This window comes from Chromohalobacter sp. HP20-39, from assembly GCF_033052815.1.
Classification (GTDB): domain Bacteria; phylum Pseudomonadota; class Gammaproteobacteria; order Pseudomonadales; family Halomonadaceae; genus Chromohalobacter.
Genome location: NZ_JAWHTP010000007.1, coordinates 66,856 through 82,572 on the forward strand (window position 1 = coordinate 66,856; position 15,717 = coordinate 82,572).

The window sequence follows — 15,717 nt, forward strand, 5'->3', positions numbered from 1 at the left end:
GTCTTCCCTGATGGGGCTAATCCCTATAGCGCGAGTTGGCGAATCAGATACGCTTCGGCGAATGCCCGGTAACGCTCGCCTTGCAATTTCGTGGGGCTGAGCATGGCAATAATGGTCTGGCGGCGTTGGTGGGCATCTTGCGGCAAGCGCTTGACATGAGTATCGATCCAAACGATCTCGCCAGCGTCATCGAGCAGCAAGTTGCCATAATGAAAGTCGCGATGATAATAGCCGTGATGGATCAAGGCCACGGCGTCGTCACACATGCTTTGCAGGAATGCGAGGCGTGCCTCTTCGCTTTCGCGGCGAAAGTAATCCGCGCCCGACTCCCCCTCGTCCAGATGTTCCATGGCCAGCAGCGACCCCAGCGGATTGAAGGGGTTGAGGGCCACGCCGACGCCGCGACACTCGATGGCGCGTAGCCCCGCCTGACGGATGCGGGCGTTGGACTGCCATTCCTTGAGGCCGTCGAAGCCGCCCAGCAGGCGTTTCTCCAGAATATCCCGAATCCACCAGCGGAAGGGCTCGCGGTGCACCGCGTGCTTGTCGGCTACCAGCTTGAACAGCGTATTCGACGCCGTATCGAGAAAGAAGCGACTGCTGCCCACTGCCTCCATGTCTTGTGTGGTCTCGGGTTGCTGCAGCGCGATGTGGCTGGGAAACGGAAATCGTGTGCGGAGGTAATACCAACGCGTCACACCGTTCAGCGAGACTCGATACAGGGGCATGAGTGGCGATACGCCTCATCCGGTAAACAAGGCGCTAATCCTCGGGAAGCGGGGGAAGGATGTCAAGGCGATGACAGGACGGCCCCGGTAAACGCAAGGCAGCGGCGCTGTCAGTGCTGTTGCCACTGCAGGGAGTGAGAACTTGTCGCTTCGACGCATCGGTGCGTGCTACCGCTACCATGGCGACCCGCCATCATTGTATGAAAGGGCATGCTGCAGACGTTAGAACGTAACATTGAATCTGTACTCTAACGCCGAACTAAGAATGAAACGCTCGAGGGTGGCATGTCGACGCGAACGTCTCTACCAAGGACCTTGAATCATTGGTCTCGTAGCCTTTATGGCGCGATTGGCTCCGGGTATAGGGAGATAAGCCGATACTCCAGCTTCTTGTATATTCCTGAGATAACGCTGGCAATCGGCTATATATTGCTGGGGGCGATTGCCATCCCAGCAGGGCTCGTTGTGTTTTCCATTTTATTGTTTAAGAAGGTTGCGGTTTTCGGCCTGCCTGCTTTCTACAAGAAAGGTAAATCGAGCAGGCACTGAAGTTGGAGATTTTGATGTTGGGGCATTAAGGATGTCATAAGGTTGGCCGGTGACACTTGCAGGCGCTGCCCATCAAGGAGTGCCTGCATGTTTCCTTTTACCTATTTGCGCCGGCATACCGCCATGCGCCGCATGGGGCGAGGTCTTGAGAAAGCGACCAAGCGCTGGATCTACCGAGCGGTTGCGCGAGGCTCCCGTTCATCTCGGCCGGCGACTCCCGAGGCTCTTCATGGTGTTCGACGCGTCCTGTTGGTACGCCCCAACTTTCGCATTGGTAATGCCGTCATCGGTGCTCGGTTGATCCAAGCCTTTGCTGAAGGGCGCCCGGAGATCGATATCGACTATCTAGGCACCGACACCACCCGGGTCCTGTTTGCAGGTATGCCGCTGGCACGCTACCACGCCTTGAGTCGCAGCATGTTGGTTCGCCCATGGAAGTTGGCACAGTTCCTGGTTCGACTTAGGCGGAGAAAATACGACTTGGCCGTGCAGGTCGGTGATAACTCGCTGACAAGCTGGCTTCTCATGCAGTTTTGCGGTGCCCGGCAACGTTTGGGACAGCGCGGTCGGCTAGAGGCGAGCTATGACTGGGTCAGCGATGTGTCACCATCTCATGTCTACGCGCTTACCAGTTCTTTAGCAGCCAGCCTGGGCCTGGCGTGCTCATCTCGCCCATGGTTGATGATATCCGAACAGGAGCGTCGTGCCGCTGCCACCAGGCTGATCAGTCCTTCGGGGCTAAGGGCCTCTATTGGGATCTTCGTCGGCGGTCATCTCGATAAGCGTCTGCCGCTCGAGTTCTGGCAAGACTTGTTACGAGAGTTCGAATTACGCCAGAAGCCCTATCTCGTGTTGCTGGGCCCCGAGGAAGAGGCCATGCGCACGCCACTGGAGAGTGTCTCTGGCGAATTCGGTCGTGTGCTTCCTCAGATACCGCTGCGAGAATTTCTTGGCGTACTGGCCAACCTGGAGCGCTTGATTACGCCAGATACGGGGCCCATGCACATGGCTGCCGCCTTGGGTACCTCCGTGTTAGCGCTGTTGCAAGTAGAGGGGTCACGCAAGTTTTCCCCTCAAGGACCCTCTGACTCGATACTTTTTCAACCCACGCCGGCCGAGGTTGCCGAGCAAGCCTGTGCTACCGCGAGGCCTGAATCGCTGCAGATGTTGAATGACTATCGCGGCGCGTCACCCTCTACAAGAAGTGACACGACTCACCGGACAGCAGATGGCGATACGCTTACTATGTATTCTATTGATCGGAGATGAGACGCCCCTGTCGGGAGTTGCCGAATGAGTCATAAGGAACATCATCGTTCCCAGCGTAATGGCTGGTTGCGTGCCGCCGTTCTTGGAGCCAACGACGGTATCGTGTCCACGGCGAGCCTTATCCTCGGTGTCGCTGCGGCCAATACGGCCCAGAGTGACATTCTACTGGCTGGTCTGGCCGGCTGGGTGGCCGGTGCCATGTCCATGGCCGCCGGTGAATACGTCTCGGTTTGCTCTCAATCCGATACCGAAAAAGCGGACCTGGAACTCGAACGGCGGACGCTGGAAAACGAGTACGAACTGGAACGGGACGAGTTGGCCGATATTTATATCACTCGTGGCGTGGAACCGGCTCTTGCGGTAAGGGTTGCGGAACAGTTGATGGCCCACGATGCACTGGGTGCCCACGCCCGGGACGAAATCGGTATTACCGAGATAGCACAGGCGCGCCCCGTTCAGGCGGCCGTGACATCAGCCATCACCTTCTCCGCTGGGGCTCTGCTACCGTTGCTAGTGGCATGGTGGGTACCCCCGATGCTACTGATTCCAGCCGTGGGGATATTTTCTCTGGCGTTTCTCGCGACACTGGGGGGGATTGCCGCCAAGGCGGGAGGTGCGCCCGTCGGACGGGCCAGTGCGCGCGTTATCTTCTGGGGCGCCACTGCCATGGCTATCACCGCAGGCGTCGGCGTCCTGTTCGACGTTGCCGTCTGATCCAGGGGGCTTGGCCTCGTTCCGATAGCCGCGTGCTATCCCGATGGGCATCACGCACCGTCTGGAAAATACTGGTTTAATAGAACCGGAACTCATCGGATTTCTCGAGTCGTAAAGCGGCTTGTATTTCAACGATGCCTCCGTCGTAACTGATAAATAACACTTTGTATTAAATTGCTAAAAGAAAAGGAGATACTTAATCAGCACTTAAGACTTCTAGCCTACCCTGATGACTGATTTTTGAATTTGGAAATTTCGATAAAATGTCAGGCAAAAATAAATGGAACGAGACAGGTCTTGTGCGTTTAAACAAGGCCTTTTTTTGTTCTTTAAGAGGCTTGAATGCTGCATGGATACACGAGTCAGCATTTCGTCAAGAATTATTGGTCTTGGCTTTGTTGATGCCAATACCAATATTTGGGAATTTTTTACCGTTGGAAAAAGTGATGATGGGTGCGTCTCTCATCTTATTACTGATAGTTGAGCTTATAAATTCAGCTATTGAAGCCGTAGTGGATCGTGTGGGAACGCAATGGCATGTATTGAGTGGTCGAGCCAAGGATCTTGGGTCGGCATCGGTCTTCATGACTTTTTTGCTTGTAGTCTGGGTCTGGCTGAGTATTTTGCTGAAGTAGTTGTGTTGTCTAATGGTTTCTTAAGGTTTTCTTAAGGTTTTCTTAAGTTTTTTGGTGGAGTTTAAATGTGACACGTAAGTGTTCTTTAAGAAGTGGATGGCATCATGAAGGCATTCTAGGACAATAGAAAGCTGATGCTCTTATGCTCCCCAGAACTTGGTTGAAATACAATGCCCCTCCTTGGGTATCTCTTTTAAAATTATGGACGCTGTTCGTCATATTAGTTATTGCAATAGCTTATTTTAAATTAGATTTTAGGCTAGCAGATATTATTTATGCCATGGAGGGCTCCGATTGGACGCTGTCAGACTCCTGGCTGACTAAGCATGTTCTTCATGATATGGGGAAGCGTTTTAGTATATCCATGGGTGTGGGGGTGTTGATATTAATTGTTGCAAGTTTTCTTGTAGAGCGAATTAAAAAGTTGCGCCGGCCTGCGATATACCTTTTCACATCAACTGCACTCTCAGCCCTAGTGGTATCTTCTATAAAGAATAGCATTAATGTGGCATGTCCTTGGGACTTAGTACGCTACGGGGGAGATATTACTTACATTGGACTTCTTCAAAAATGGCCGGATGGCCTGCCCGATATAGCATGCTTTCCCGCCGGACATGCAAGTGCGGGTTATGCCTGGATTGCCTTGTATTTCTTTTTTGATTACCTCTTTGAAAGCCCAGGGTGGCGGCGCTTGGGAGCGGCGGTGGCTCTATTTATGGGACTTGTCTTTGGTATTGACCAACAAGTGCGGGGAGCTCATTTCATGTCGCATGACTTATGGTCTTTGATTATTAGTTTTAGTGTATCAAGGGTGCTGGCTTATTTTATCTTACATAGGGATAGAGTCAGAGAGTCGGAAAATACCTCGCTAATTGATATTTAGTATTTATTCAAGAGATATGGATTATGTATCAGGTATTTTTAAAAATGGGTCATTGGCGTCCGACTTTTGCGACGGAATTTTTAACCTTCTGGGTAAGTTTGGGGTTTGCGCTATTTTATAACACGCCTTTTTGGAAGGGTGCGTTTGATTATGTTGCCCCATCGGGCTTGATGGACTGGTTGCTTGTCCTTGAGTATGGGGTTGTTCTTGTTTTTATTCAGTTTGTTGTGTTTGTGGTTTTTGTCAATCGATGGTCGGTTAAGCCTTTTTTGATTGCCTTGATTTTTATGGCGGCGGCTATCAATTTTTATACTACCCGCTATGGTGTATATTTTAATACCGACATGGTGAATAATGTTTTACAGACTGATGCTCAGGAAGCCAATGAGCTCCTTACCTTGGGTTTTTTAGGGTATATGTGTATCTATGCTGTCATCCCTTCTTTATTCGTTGCCTGGGTGCGTATAAAAAGGGGCAGTATCTTGAGATCTTCCTTGAGGCGTCTAGGGGTGCTGGCTGCAAGTATAATAATATTAGGTGGTTGTATCTTGCTGTCTTTTCAAAGTGTATCTGCCTTGATGAGAACGCATCATGAGTTACGTTTTTTGGTGACGCCGGGTAATGCGATCGTGTCATCTATTCAAGCCTTGGCACCTGCAGGAAAGCCCATTCCTGATGACAAGATCCCCCTGGAAAGTGATGCGGTGTTGAAGTCCGGGGTGTCGAGTAAAAATGAAAAGCCTGAACTTCTTGTCATTGTGGTGGGTGAGACGATGCGTGCTGCCAATTGGGGGCTAAATGGTTATGAGCGACAGACGACCCCTAAGCTAGCAGAGCGCAGCGTGGTCAATTATCCTAATGTAACCTCTTGTGGCACCAGTACCGCCGTGTCGTTGCCTTGCATGTTTTCTCCTCTTGGGCATGACGATTATGATGAGTGGTTCCTGAAAAGTCATGAATCACTACTTGATGTCTTGAAGCATGCTGGTATTGACGTGAGGTGGTTCGATAATCAATCGGGGTGTAAAGGAGTCTGCGATAGTGTTAAAAGTAAGACGCTGTCGGAAAAAGATTTTCCTGATCTTTGTGCATCAGGTCGCTGTTATGATGAGGCACTCGTTAAGCAGCTCCAGAACGAATTGAAAAGTTCTTCTGGGGATGGAGAAAACAAGGTTGTAGTTCTACATCAGTTGGGAAACCATGGTCCCAGTTATTTCGAGCGATATCCCGAAAAGTTCAAGAAATTCGTTCCGACATGCAATACTGCTGAATTGAATGAATGTACAAGGAAAGAGATTGTCAATGCTTATGATAACGGTGTCTTGTATACGGATAGCGTACTTGATGGCGTGATTTCCGTATTGACATCACAAAAGAAATACGCTGCTGCCATGATATATGTTGCCGATCATGGGGAGTCGCTGGGCGAGAATGGCATTTACCTGCATGGGCTTCCCTACTCGATCGCGCCTGATGAGCAAACACATGTACCCATGACATGGTGGATGGGAAAGGATTTTTTGAGTTCTTCTGAAATTGATAAGAGTTGTCTACTTGCGAATAAGGGTAAAAATTACAGCCATGCCAATTTGTTTTCAAGCATTTTGGGTTTGATGCAAGTGACTACATCGGTATACAAGCCCGAGCAAGACATAACATCGGCATGTCGCACATGATTGTTAAATGCTTAAAAGTAGCGGCGCCGAGTTGGGGGAGAGTATGATGGTTTATAGATTTCAGTGTGGCTCGTTAGGAAGGGTTTGCCAGAGTATAAGAAACTGGAGAGGGGGCGTTCGTAAGGGAGTTGCCGAGGCTCTTTTTAGATGCTGTTTTTTTGAGGTCTGTATTCTCGCTTTATATATTTTTCTGGGGGTTCTGGTTGTACCTTTTGCGATGGTTCTGGGTCTTTATAAGCTCATAAGGTATGTTTTTCGTGCAGGCCGTTGAGGAGATTGTGAATTGAAAGGGCCGCCTTTAGGACGGCTCTTAAAGTTATTTTTTATGTTTCTTAGATTTTCGGCTAGTGATCATCACCTTGGTAAGGTTTTGGCTTGTTAGTTTGCTTGAAATTATTACACCAAGAATATGCAGCATTGCTGCAGCAAAGAGAGTGTTCCCCAATACTGGATGAATGGTTTCTATCAGTGCGCTTTCATGAAAGGTGTGCGTTGTTAAAAGCCAACCCAATATTGCTTGTAGTCCAAGCCCACCTAATAGTAAAAAGACCATGACGCTGCCGGCAGGATTATGACCTTCATAGTATCGTTCATGGCCATGCCGCATGTCACGTAAATGTTTAAGTATCTCTTTTCGGGAGTAAGTAAAATTAACGAAACGTGCATGTCTAGTGCCTATGAATCCCCATAAAACGCGTAATGCTACTATGACGCCTACTGTATACCCCGCCCATTCATGTAGTGTTTGCCATTGGCCAGAGCTAACCCAGGCTGTCATGAACGCTATAACCAGTGTCCAGTGAAGGATCCTTACTACTGGGTCCCAGGTCTTTATCTTGTGCGGGGATTCTTCTTTATGCATCATTAGGTATCTCCATTCTTAACATGAAAGCGGTGCCTAATACGAATCGACTGTTATCCAATGTTTGAAAGTAAGCATTGGAGGCTACATGGTAAGAAAGTATTCTGACGCTTTTCTTAATGAGTTCTGTGAATCGGAATTATAGAATCCGGGTTAAATGGTTGACGCCTTCCTGTTGCTCTACCTAAAAATTAATTATCTCAGAGGGTTGCTAGGTCGTGTCGACGCCGTGGTTCTTCTCGCACTAGGGAAGGCCCATGATGTAGGTCATAGGCGCTTGGACGCTTAGGTGTGTGATGCGGTGATGGCGATATATTCACATGAACAGTCTGACCAAAAGCGCAGCACAAGCGACCCAGATACAAATGATCACACCCGCCGCCAAGCGACTGACTGGCCGCTCGGTCGCTATGTCCGCTGCTTCTCTGTGCTCTTTCATCACTTCGGCAGGTATGAGCCAGACGACCATCAGGATACCGAGCGGCACGATCACTAGATCGTCTAAATAGCCGAGCACTGGAATGAAATCAGGGATCAAGTCGATGGGTGACACCGCGTAGGCAGCGACAAACAGCGCCAAGGTCTTAGCGAACCACGGCGTGCGTGGGTCGTGCGCGGCCAACCAAACTGCATGTACGTCCCGCATGAGCGTGCGCGCCCATTGCTTGACACTCGAGAGTAGCCTTATTGCCATAGAGAATAGCAACCCTCACTTGGGCCATTGCGAGTGATGACGATCGATCACGAAGGCATGACGATGCCGGCCTCCTGGATGATGATGGGGGTGACGGTGGGGTTCCGATCCCTCCCAACCCTCATGTTCGTGCTGGTGATGCTCGTCGTGATAATGCAGGTGGGTGTGAGCGCCAGGGCTGTGATCGTGCTCAAGGTGAATCGAATCCCGTGACGGCCAGAAGCGGGCCGAGAGCGCCGTAGACACTAATGCAATTGTTCCCAGTAGAGCGAAGGTCTCGATCAAGCCTACATGCGCCCCGAACCAACCGGATAGCGGATAGGCTAATAGCCAGCAGCCATGCGACAGCGAGAACTGCGCGGCGAACAGCGCCGGACGGTCTTCAGGTTGGCAGGATTGCTTGAGGAGGCGCCCGGTGGGAGTCATGACCATCGAGGCACCGGCGCCTAGCAAGAGCCACAGCCCCAGCAGGCCCACAAATCCGGGAGCCAGAAGGCCGAGGAACAGGCTCAGCGTCATCAGGGCGCCGCCGAATAGCATGACCGGGCGTTCGCGGGCTCGCTCCAGGACCTTCGGCAGCAGCAGAGCCACCATCATCGAACCGCCCCCGGCTGCCGCGAAGGCAATAGCCACTGCCTGCCCACCGAGACCTAGGGTGGAGCGAACGTACACCACGGTGTTGACAATCTGCATGGCGCCGGCGGCCGAGACTGCCATATTGAGAGCTAGCAGCCCACGCAACCGAGGTGTCTTTAGGTAGACCTTCACACCATGGGAGACCCTGCTCCATACGCCCGGTGCCTCATCAGAAGCATGCGGCGTAGGCAGAGCCATCGAGATGATCAGGCCAGCCGAGCCCAGAAAGGCCAGACCGTTGAGCAGGAACAGCACATCGAAGCTCATCACCGTTAGTAGTGCTGCGGCGGCTATGGGGCTGAGCAGGTTCTCAAGATCATAGGCAAGCCGGGACAGCGACAATGCTCGAGTATATTGCTCCTCGTCCTCGAGGATGTCCGGGATCGTCGCCTGAAAGATCGGCGTGAAACTCGCTGAAGCAGCGTTGAGAAGGAAGATCAGTACATAGATCTGCCACACCTCGGTGACGAAGGGCAGCGCGCAGACCACAGACGCGCGCAACAGATCCAGACCGACCAGCAGGACGCGGCGAGGCAGCCTCGAAGCGTAGGCTCCGGCCACCGGCGCGATCCCCACATAGGCCACCATTTTGATTGTCAGGGCCGTCCCCAGCACGATTCCTGCTTGCCCGGCCGCTAAGCTGTCGGCAAGCAGCGCCAGGGCTATGGTCGTCAGGCCAGTGCCGACGAGAGCAGTGACCTGGGCTAGGAACAGGTGGCGGTAGATACGGTGAGACAGCACCTGGAGCATGGAGACCTCCTCTCATGGTGTGTTCCAGACGATGGTTGCTTCCAGTCCATGTTCAGGGCGATTGCGCAGTTGAAGTGTCGCCTGTTGTCGCTGAGCCAGTTCGACGACGATGGAAAGCCCCAGGCCGCTGCCGGTGGTGCGTTGGTCGGAGGCGCGACGGAAGCGCTCGGTCACCTTCTCGAGCAGTTCGTCGGGGATGCCGGGGCCACTGTCGCGCACGCTCAACTGGGCGATGCCTGACGCGGTCTCGCTGAGTTCCACTTCGACATGACCGCCTTCCGGCGTGTAGCGCAGAGCGTTGTCGAGCAGATTGCGGAACAGGATGCCGACTTCGGTTTCATCGGCATGTACGGGCAGTTGTTTGAGCCCTTCGAGCGTCAATTGTTGCTGGCGCTCATAAGCGAGGGGCCACAGGTCGGCCATGAGTTCGATGACGATGGGGTAGAGGTCGATCGGGGTGGTGTGGTTATCCGGTGTGCGATCCAGCCGTGCCAATACCAGCAGCTGTTCAACGACACGTTGCAAACGCTCGACGCCGGTATAAGCCTTTTGCAGTGATGCGGTCTCTCCGGCCTTGACGTTGTCCAAGTGAATACGCAGTGCGGCCAGTGGGGTACGTAATTCATGCGCGGCGTCTGCAGTGAAGCGGCGTTCACGCTCCAGTGTTTCGCCCAGCCTGTCGATAAAATCATTCAGCGAGTGATGCAGTCCCTCGAGTTCGTGGGGAACGTCGAGCTCAATGTGCCGAAGATCACGGGCATGCCGGCCTTGTACCTGGTCCGAAAGACGCCGGATGGGTTTCAAACCACGGCGGATGATGCGGTTCATGAGCCATAACATGAGTGGCAACAGGAGCAACATGGGGATGAGGTTGTTCCAGGTGATGCGCGCCACGATCTCGCGCTGGAAATTGCTGCGTTGGCCCATGCTGATCCATACATCGTGGCCTTCGTCGAACATGCTGAAGACGCGCCAGCGATGGCCGGCGTAGTCGACCCAGCGGAAACCTTCTTCGTCGGGGGCGGGAAAGGGTGCGCCCTGGGTCCACTTGCCTTGCAGCAGGCGCGGCGTCTTGTCGGGTGTCCATAATCCCAGCGCGAGTTTGCGTTCTTCCTCGTGATAGAGCCTGGGCGGCGTGCCGTCATCGCCTACGCGCGCGAGGGGTTTGCCATCGTGATAGGCGCGTGCCGGGTAGCCAGGAATACTGAGATGGTCGGCTAGCCGTGCGAGTTCGGCATCGCTGGTGTTCTCCGGTAGCTGGCCGGCGACGATGCGGCTGTGCAGGCTGAGCTGGGTGTCGAGCATTTCCTCAAGCTCGTGATCGCTAATCAAGTACGAGGCGAGCACTGCTACGCCCCCGGACACGACGAGTACCAGCGTGAGCGTGCGGAGCAGGTAATCGCGAATGGACGTCATAACGCGCGGCGGTCCAGGCGATAACCGATGCCGCGCACGGTCGTGATAAGCGACTTGCCGAGTTTCTTGCGCAGATGGTGAACGTGGACCTCCACCGCGTTTGAGGCGACTTCTTCTCCCCATCCGTAGAGCAGGCTTTCCAGACGGGGGCGCGAGAGCACCTTGTCGGGGTGGCGCGCCAATTCGAGCAGTAGGGCGTATTCGCGGCGCCCCAGCGTGACATCACGCCCTTGCCAACTGACGCTGTGGCTGGCTTCGTCGATGCTCAAGGCGCCGAGAGTCAGGGTGCGTGATGCGCGTCCCTCGGCACGGCGCGTTATGACGCGCAGGCGTGCCAGCAATTCCTGCAGATTGAAGGGCTTGAGCACGTAGTCGTCGGCGCCGGCGTCGAGCCCGCGAATGCGCTCTTCGACGGCGTCGCGCGCGGTGAGGATGAGGATCGGCAGTGAGGAAGCTTCACGCAGGCGCCCAAGCACCGCCATGCCGTCCATATCGGGGAGACCCAAATCGAGGATCATGGCGCTGAATGCCTCGTTTTGGGCGGCTTCGATGGCATGATGGCCTTCGATAAACCAATCCACCGTATAGGCTTCCCGGGTGAGCGCGGTCTTGATGCCATCGCCCAGCAGGGGATCGTCTTCGACCAAGAGTATACGCATGGAGCCTCCTCGGAATTGGCGCCAGCGTAGCATGATGCGTAAAGCTTAAGTCTTTCTTAAGAAGGTTCGTTCACCCCAGCGGCCCGCCGACAATGGTCTTCTTGAGCCCCGCGAGGATGGCGTCGCCATCTTCGTGGGCGAGTTCGTCATACCAGGCATGGGTTTGTTCGGGGTCCAGACCATGGATCATCGCCGCGCGCTTGCGTGCGCGGGCGACGATTTCGCCGGCGCGCTCGACACGCGCTGCATCGTAGTGCGTCAGTGCCGTGGCAATCGCCATCGAAGTGTCAGCGTGCTCATCGAGGGCATGTTGCACGACCTCGGCAAGCACCCAGGCATCCTCCATGGCCTGGCAGCCGCCCTGGCCGAGATCCGGCGCCATGCCGTGCGCGGCGTCTCCAAGTAGCGCCACACGGGGCGCGATGAGCGTGTCTAGGGGCGGGATATCGTGGATTTCGACCCGGGCCATGCGCTCGGGATCGAAGCGCTCGATCAAGGTGTGCACCGGCTCGGCCCAACCGGCGAAATGCTCGCGCAGTTCGTCACGATAGTGCTGCGGATCGTTGGGCGTGCCGGCGGGCAAGGGCACGTCGAAGAAACAGTAGAATTCCTGCGTGCCCTGGTCGTTACCGCCGCTGCCCATGGGCATCAACGAGACGCGCTTGGCGTCGCCGACGTATTGGTCCCAATTATGCAGCGGAGCCAGATCATCGTCGGCGGCCACACGCACGTTCCAGTTGACGTACCCTACGTATTGACGCTCCACGGTGTGCCCCGTGAGCTTGCCGCGCAGCCGTGAGTGCGTGCCGTCGGCGACCACCAGCAAGTCGGCGTGCAGGCTGCCGCCATCCTCGAAATGCGCGGTGACGCCGTCGTCTGCCAGCGTGTAGTCGTGGCAGCAGCGCCCGAGCTGGATATGCTCGGCGCCGACCGCCTCGAAAAGCGTCTGCTGCAGAGCGGCGCGCGCGATGGGGCAGGCGCGCTGCCCGACGTCCTCGAACAGCGGCGCAAGACTGAAATCGGTCAAGGTCTGCCCGTGGTGGGTGAGATAGCGCATGCGGGTCATCTCGCCGCTGAGTCGCTCGATGGTCTCGCCGAGTCCGAGGCGGTGCATGACCTTGACCCCGTTGGGCCATAGGGAAATGGCCGCACCTATTGGGCGTATTTCTTGGACGCGTTCGACGACGGTGACTCGGTGACCCTGGTGTTGAAAGGCAAGCGCGGTGCTCAGGCCGCCCATCCCCGCGCCAATGACGAGGACATGCAAGGGCGAAGCGTGTTTGGCTGAGCGAGACATGGCGAACTCCTTCGATCGATTGTTATGGGGCGAGGTTGTTATGGATTACGAAGACTGATTGGGTGCCGTAGCGCGTGGCGTCGCATCGGCGGGCTCCTCGGCGTCTCCGGTGCTGCCGGGCAGCAACAGGGTGCACAGAATGGCGGCCAGTCCGCCGGTAGTGATCGACGAGGAGAAGATGCGTTCGGCGGTCTCGGGCAGCCCGGCGAGGGCTTCGGGCACGAGCTGAACACCGAGCCCCATGCCCAGCGACACGGCGATGGTCATGATCGTCTTGCGGGTCATCGCTTGGTCGCTGAGGATGCGGATGCCGGAGACGGCGATCAGGCCGAACATCAAGGTCGTCGCGGCGCCGAGCACGGGGCGTGGGATGAACTGCAGCAGGGTGCCGAGTGCAGGAATGAGCCCCAGTAACAGCAGGATGACCGCGACGTAGCGCCCCACATGGCGGCTGGCCACGCCGGTCAACTGCACGACGCCGGTATTCTGGCTGAAGGTGGTGTTCGGGAACGTATTGAACAGTGCCGCGATCAAGGAGTTGACGCCATCGGCCAGCACTCCGCCGCGTATCCGGCGTTGATAGACTGGGCCGCTGACGGGTTCGTTTGAGGCGCGCGACGTGCCGGTGAGATCACCCACGGTCTCGATGGCAGTGACCAGGAAGATGAACGCCACGGGGACGAAGGCTGTCCAGTCGAAGCCGATGCCGAAGCGTAGCGGTTGCGGCAGGGCGAACCAATCGAGTGCCTCTGGACGGCCTTCGAACTGGCCGGTGATCGCGGCCACGAGACAGCCGATGACGAGCCCGAAGAAGACCGAGCCGATGCGCAGCCAAGTGTGACGGGACATTTGACAAGCCAGTACTACGACGATCACCAGCGCCGCCAGGCCCAGGTTGGCGAGGCTGCCGAAATCCTCGGCGCCGAATCCGCCGGCCATGTCGGTGACGCCCACCTTGACCAGCGACAGACCGATCAAGGTCACGACTACGCCGGTCACGGTGGGCGTGATGATGCGTTTGAGGCGATGCAGCATGCCGCCGAGGGCGATCTCGATGAAACTGCCCACGGCACAGACGCCGAGCAATGTCGCGATGACGGCCTCGTCGCTGGCGCCGCCGGCCCGCGCGGTCTCGCCGGCGGCAATCAGTGCGGCGACGAACGAGAAGCTCGTCCCCTGAACACTCAAGAGCCCCGACCCTAGCGGCCCGAGGCGCTGGGATTGCACCCATGTTGCCACGCCCGAGACGAAGAGCGCCATGCTGATCAGATACGACATGTACTGGTCGAGCCCCAAGGCGCTGCCCACGATCAGACTGGGGGCGATAATGCCCACGAAGCTGGCGAGTACGTGTTGCATGGCGGCGAGCAGCGCGGCTAGGGGCCCGGGGCGATCCTCGAGGCGATAGAGGGGTTGATCGACTGACATGGCTTGGCTCCTTGTACCCGATCATGTGGCGGGCTTTATGTATACAAAATTATGCTGCAATGCATAAGCAATAGGAGTGCCAAGTGTGTTTCATCGACAGACGCACCGCATGCCAGGGCGCTGGCGAGGATTGATGCCTCATGGATGTGCGTCAGTGCGCTCCATTGGTGCTACGTGGCAATCATGTGCATCACGTTGGTGCACTAGGTGACCGTCGGCCCAAGTGGCGTACACGCACCGGTCATCGCCCAGCATCATCAGTGCGAAGAGCCGCTCGCCGAGTGTGTCGGCGACTTGCGTGCGGCGTGCCAGCAAAGGCGTGGCGGCAAGATCCAGCACCACAAGATCGGCTTCATGCCCGGCGTGCACGCGGCCGATACAATGGTCGAGGTGCAGTGCTCGAGCGTTGCCTAGCGTGAGCCGATAAAGCCCCTGCCAGGCGGTCAGGGGTTGGCCAAGCAAGGCGCCGACCTGATAAGCGCCTTGCAGCGTCGTCAGGCCGCATAGCCCGGTGCCGGCCCCCACGTCACTGGCCAGCGAGGTGACGACGCCGGCGTCACGAGTGGCGAGGCGATCGAAGAGTCCGCTGCCCAGAAACAGGTTGGATGTCGGCGAGAAGGCGATATTGGCGCCGGCATCGGCAAGCCGAATGCGCTCGTCTTCGGAGAGATGAATGCCGTGCGCGTAGGTGCTGCGTGGGCCGACCAGCCCATAACGTTCGTAGACGGCAAGATAGTCACGGCATTCGGGGAACAGCTCGGCGACCCAGGCGAGTTCGCCGCGATTTTCCGAGAGATGGCTTTGTAGATACAGGCTTTGGTCGTTGCGCAGCACGCCACCCACGGCATCGAGTTGTTCGCGACTCGATGTCGGGGCGAAACGCGGCGTCAACGAATACGCCAGACGATCTTTGCCGTGCCAGTCGGCGATGAGCCGCTCGCTATCGCGGATGCCACCGGTGGCGGTGTCGGTGAGCGCCTCCGGGGCATGGCGGTCCATCAGCACCTTGCCCGCCAGCAAGCGCAGTCGACGCTTGCTGGCGGCACTGAAGATGCTGTCTACCGAGCCTGGGTGAGAGGTGCAGAATACTTGAGCGGTGGTGGTACCACCACGCAGCATCTCGTCGAGGAAGCGCTCGGCGACGTCTGCAGCATGGGCGTGTTTAGCGAAACGGCATTCGGCGGGGAAGGTGTAGTCGTTGAGCCAGTCGAGCAGTTCGCGGCCGAACGAGGCGATGATATCGAGTTGTGAATAGTGCACGTGGCTGTCGATGAAGCCAGGCATGATCAGCTTGCCGCGGTAGTCGACGACCTCGATTTCCTGGGGTACATGCGGGGCGAGGACGGAAAAGTCGTCGACGGCGCGAATGCGGCCACCTTCCACCCACACGGCGCCGTCTTCCCAATAGCGCAGGCTATCGGATTCCGGGGTGGGTGCTTCGCCGGGATCGGCATTGAAGGTCAGCACGGCGCCGCGTAGCAATCGGGAGTGGGTCATGGAAACGCTCTTGTAAACGGAAAA

13 protein-coding genes and 1 pseudogene are annotated in these 15,717 nt (G+C 56.1%); 5 read left to right on the top strand and 9 right to left on the bottom strand.

Annotated features, from left to right (window positions below):
- Positions 1-23: 23 nt before the first annotated feature.
- Positions 24-728, bottom strand: coding sequence for a hypothetical protein (locus RVY79_RS13675; RefSeq protein WP_317464858.1), 705 nt, complete (start codon positions 726-728; stop codon positions 24-26).
- Between the two features lie 636 nt (positions 729-1,364).
- Here RVY79_RS13675 and RVY79_RS13680 point away from each other — a divergent pair.
- The 5 genes from RVY79_RS13680 (at position 1,365) to RVY79_RS13700 (ending at position 6,454) form a co-directional block, all read left to right on the top strand.
- The gene (locus tag RVY79_RS13680; RefSeq protein ID WP_317464859.1) at positions 1,365-2,546 is read left to right on the top strand and encodes a glycosyltransferase family 9 protein; all 1,182 of its coding nucleotides are present in this window, start codon (positions 1,365-1,367) and stop codon (positions 2,544-2,546) included.
- Positions 2,547-2,570: 24 nt separating this feature from the next.
- Positions 2,571-3,260 carry a VIT family protein gene (locus RVY79_RS13685; protein WP_317464860.1) on the top strand — a complete coding sequence of 230 codons (690 nt, stop codon included), beginning with the start codon at positions 2,571-2,573 and terminating at the stop codon, positions 3,258-3,260.
- 263 nt (positions 3,261-3,523) lie between these two features.
- On the top strand, positions 3,524-3,895 hold the full coding sequence (locus RVY79_RS13690; protein ID WP_317464862.1) for a diacylglycerol kinase: 372 nt from the start codon (positions 3,524-3,526) through the stop codon (positions 3,893-3,895).
- 160 nt (positions 3,896-4,055) lie between these two features.
- A complete protein-coding gene (locus tag RVY79_RS13695; RefSeq protein WP_317464864.1) occupies positions 4,056-4,778 on the top strand; it encodes a phosphatase PAP2 family protein in 723 nt (240 codons plus the stop codon).
- 23 nt (positions 4,779-4,801) lie between these two features.
- Positions 4,802-6,454, top strand: a complete 1,653-nt coding sequence (locus tag RVY79_RS13700) for a phosphoethanolamine--lipid A transferase (protein WP_317464866.1) — start codon at positions 4,802-4,804, stop codon at positions 6,452-6,454.
- Between the two features lie 316 nt (positions 6,455-6,770).
- On the opposite strand, the gene RVY79_RS13705 is transcribed toward RVY79_RS13700, so the two are convergent.
- The 8 genes and pseudogenes from RVY79_RS13705 to guaD form a co-directional block, all read right to left on the bottom strand.
- Positions 6,771-7,319: a cytochrome b/b6 domain-containing protein gene (locus tag RVY79_RS13705; RefSeq protein ID WP_317464867.1), complete on the bottom strand. Its 549-nt coding sequence runs from the start codon at positions 7,317-7,319 to the stop codon at positions 6,771-6,773.
- 313 nt (positions 7,320-7,632) lie between these two features.
- Positions 7,633-7,977, bottom strand: a pseudogene (locus tag RVY79_RS13710) (YkvA family protein); the annotation flags it as partial.
- A gap of 48 nt (positions 7,978-8,025) precedes the next feature.
- Positions 8,026-9,396, bottom strand: a complete 1,371-nt coding sequence (locus RVY79_RS13715; RefSeq protein ID WP_317464868.1) for an MFS transporter — start codon at positions 9,394-9,396, stop codon at positions 8,026-8,028.
- A gap of 12 nt (positions 9,397-9,408) precedes the next feature.
- Positions 9,409-10,812, bottom strand: a complete 1,404-nt coding sequence (locus tag RVY79_RS13720; RefSeq protein WP_317464869.1) for an ATP-binding protein — start codon at positions 10,810-10,812, stop codon at positions 9,409-9,411.
- Positions 10,809-11,471 (bottom strand): response regulator transcription factor, encoded by a 663-nt coding sequence (locus RVY79_RS13725; RefSeq protein WP_317464870.1) that lies wholly within the window; start codon positions 11,469-11,471, stop codon positions 10,809-10,811. Before RVY79_RS13725 ends, RVY79_RS13720 begins: the two co-directional genes overlap by 4 nt.
- A 70-nt stretch (positions 11,472-11,541) precedes the next feature.
- Positions 11,542-12,768: an FAD-dependent urate hydroxylase HpxO gene (hpxO, locus tag RVY79_RS13730; protein ID WP_317464872.1), complete on the bottom strand. Its 1,227-nt coding sequence runs from the start codon at positions 12,766-12,768 to the stop codon at positions 11,542-11,544.
- Between the two features lie 45 nt (positions 12,769-12,813).
- Positions 12,814-14,196 (bottom strand): nucleobase:cation symporter-2 family protein, encoded by a 1,383-nt coding sequence (locus RVY79_RS13735; protein WP_317464873.1) that lies wholly within the window; start codon positions 14,194-14,196, stop codon positions 12,814-12,816.
- Positions 14,197-14,334: 138 nt separating this feature from the next.
- The gene (guaD, locus tag RVY79_RS13740; RefSeq protein WP_317464874.1) at positions 14,335-15,693 is read right to left on the bottom strand and encodes a guanine deaminase; all 1,359 of its coding nucleotides are present in this window, start codon (positions 15,691-15,693) and stop codon (positions 14,335-14,337) included.
- Positions 15,694-15,717 lie beyond the last annotated feature (24 nt).

Coding starts and splice junctions, on each gene's coding strand:
- RVY79_RS13680 (WP_317464859.1), top strand. CDS start 1,365: ATGTTTCCTTTTACCTATTTGCGCCGGCATACCGCCATGCGCCGCATG.
- hpxO (WP_317464872.1), bottom strand. CDS start 12,768: ATGTCTCGCTCAGCCAAACACGCTTCGCCCTTGCATGTCCTCGTCATT.
- RVY79_RS13720 (WP_317464869.1), bottom strand. CDS start 10,812: ATGACGTCCATTCGCGATTACCTGCTCCGCACGCTCACGCTGGTACTC.
- RVY79_RS13685 (WP_317464860.1), top strand. CDS start 2,571: ATGAGTCATAAGGAACATCATCGTTCCCAGCGTAATGGCTGGTTGCGT.
- guaD (WP_317464874.1), bottom strand. CDS start 15,693: ATGACCCACTCCCGATTGCTACGCGGCGCCGTGCTGACCTTCAATGCC.
- RVY79_RS13700 (WP_317464866.1), top strand. CDS start 4,802: ATGTATCAGGTATTTTTAAAAATGGGTCATTGGCGTCCGACTTTTGCG.
- RVY79_RS13690 (WP_317464862.1), top strand. CDS start 3,524: ATGTCAGGCAAAAATAAATGGAACGAGACAGGTCTTGTGCGTTTAAAC.
- RVY79_RS13675 (WP_317464858.1), bottom strand. CDS start 728: ATGCCCCTGTATCGAGTCTCGCTGAACGGTGTGACGCGTTGGTATTAC.
- RVY79_RS13725 (WP_317464870.1), bottom strand. CDS start 11,471: ATGCGTATACTCTTGGTCGAAGACGATCCCCTGCTGGGCGATGGCATC.
- RVY79_RS13715 (WP_317464868.1), bottom strand. CDS start 9,396: ATGCTCCAGGTGCTGTCTCACCGTATCTACCGCCACCTGTTCCTAGCC.
- RVY79_RS13735 (WP_317464873.1), bottom strand. CDS start 14,196: ATGTCAGTCGATCAACCCCTCTATCGCCTCGAGGATCGCCCCGGGCCC.
- RVY79_RS13705 (WP_317464867.1), bottom strand. CDS start 7,319: ATGATGCATAAAGAAGAATCCCCGCACAAGATAAAGACCTGGGACCCA.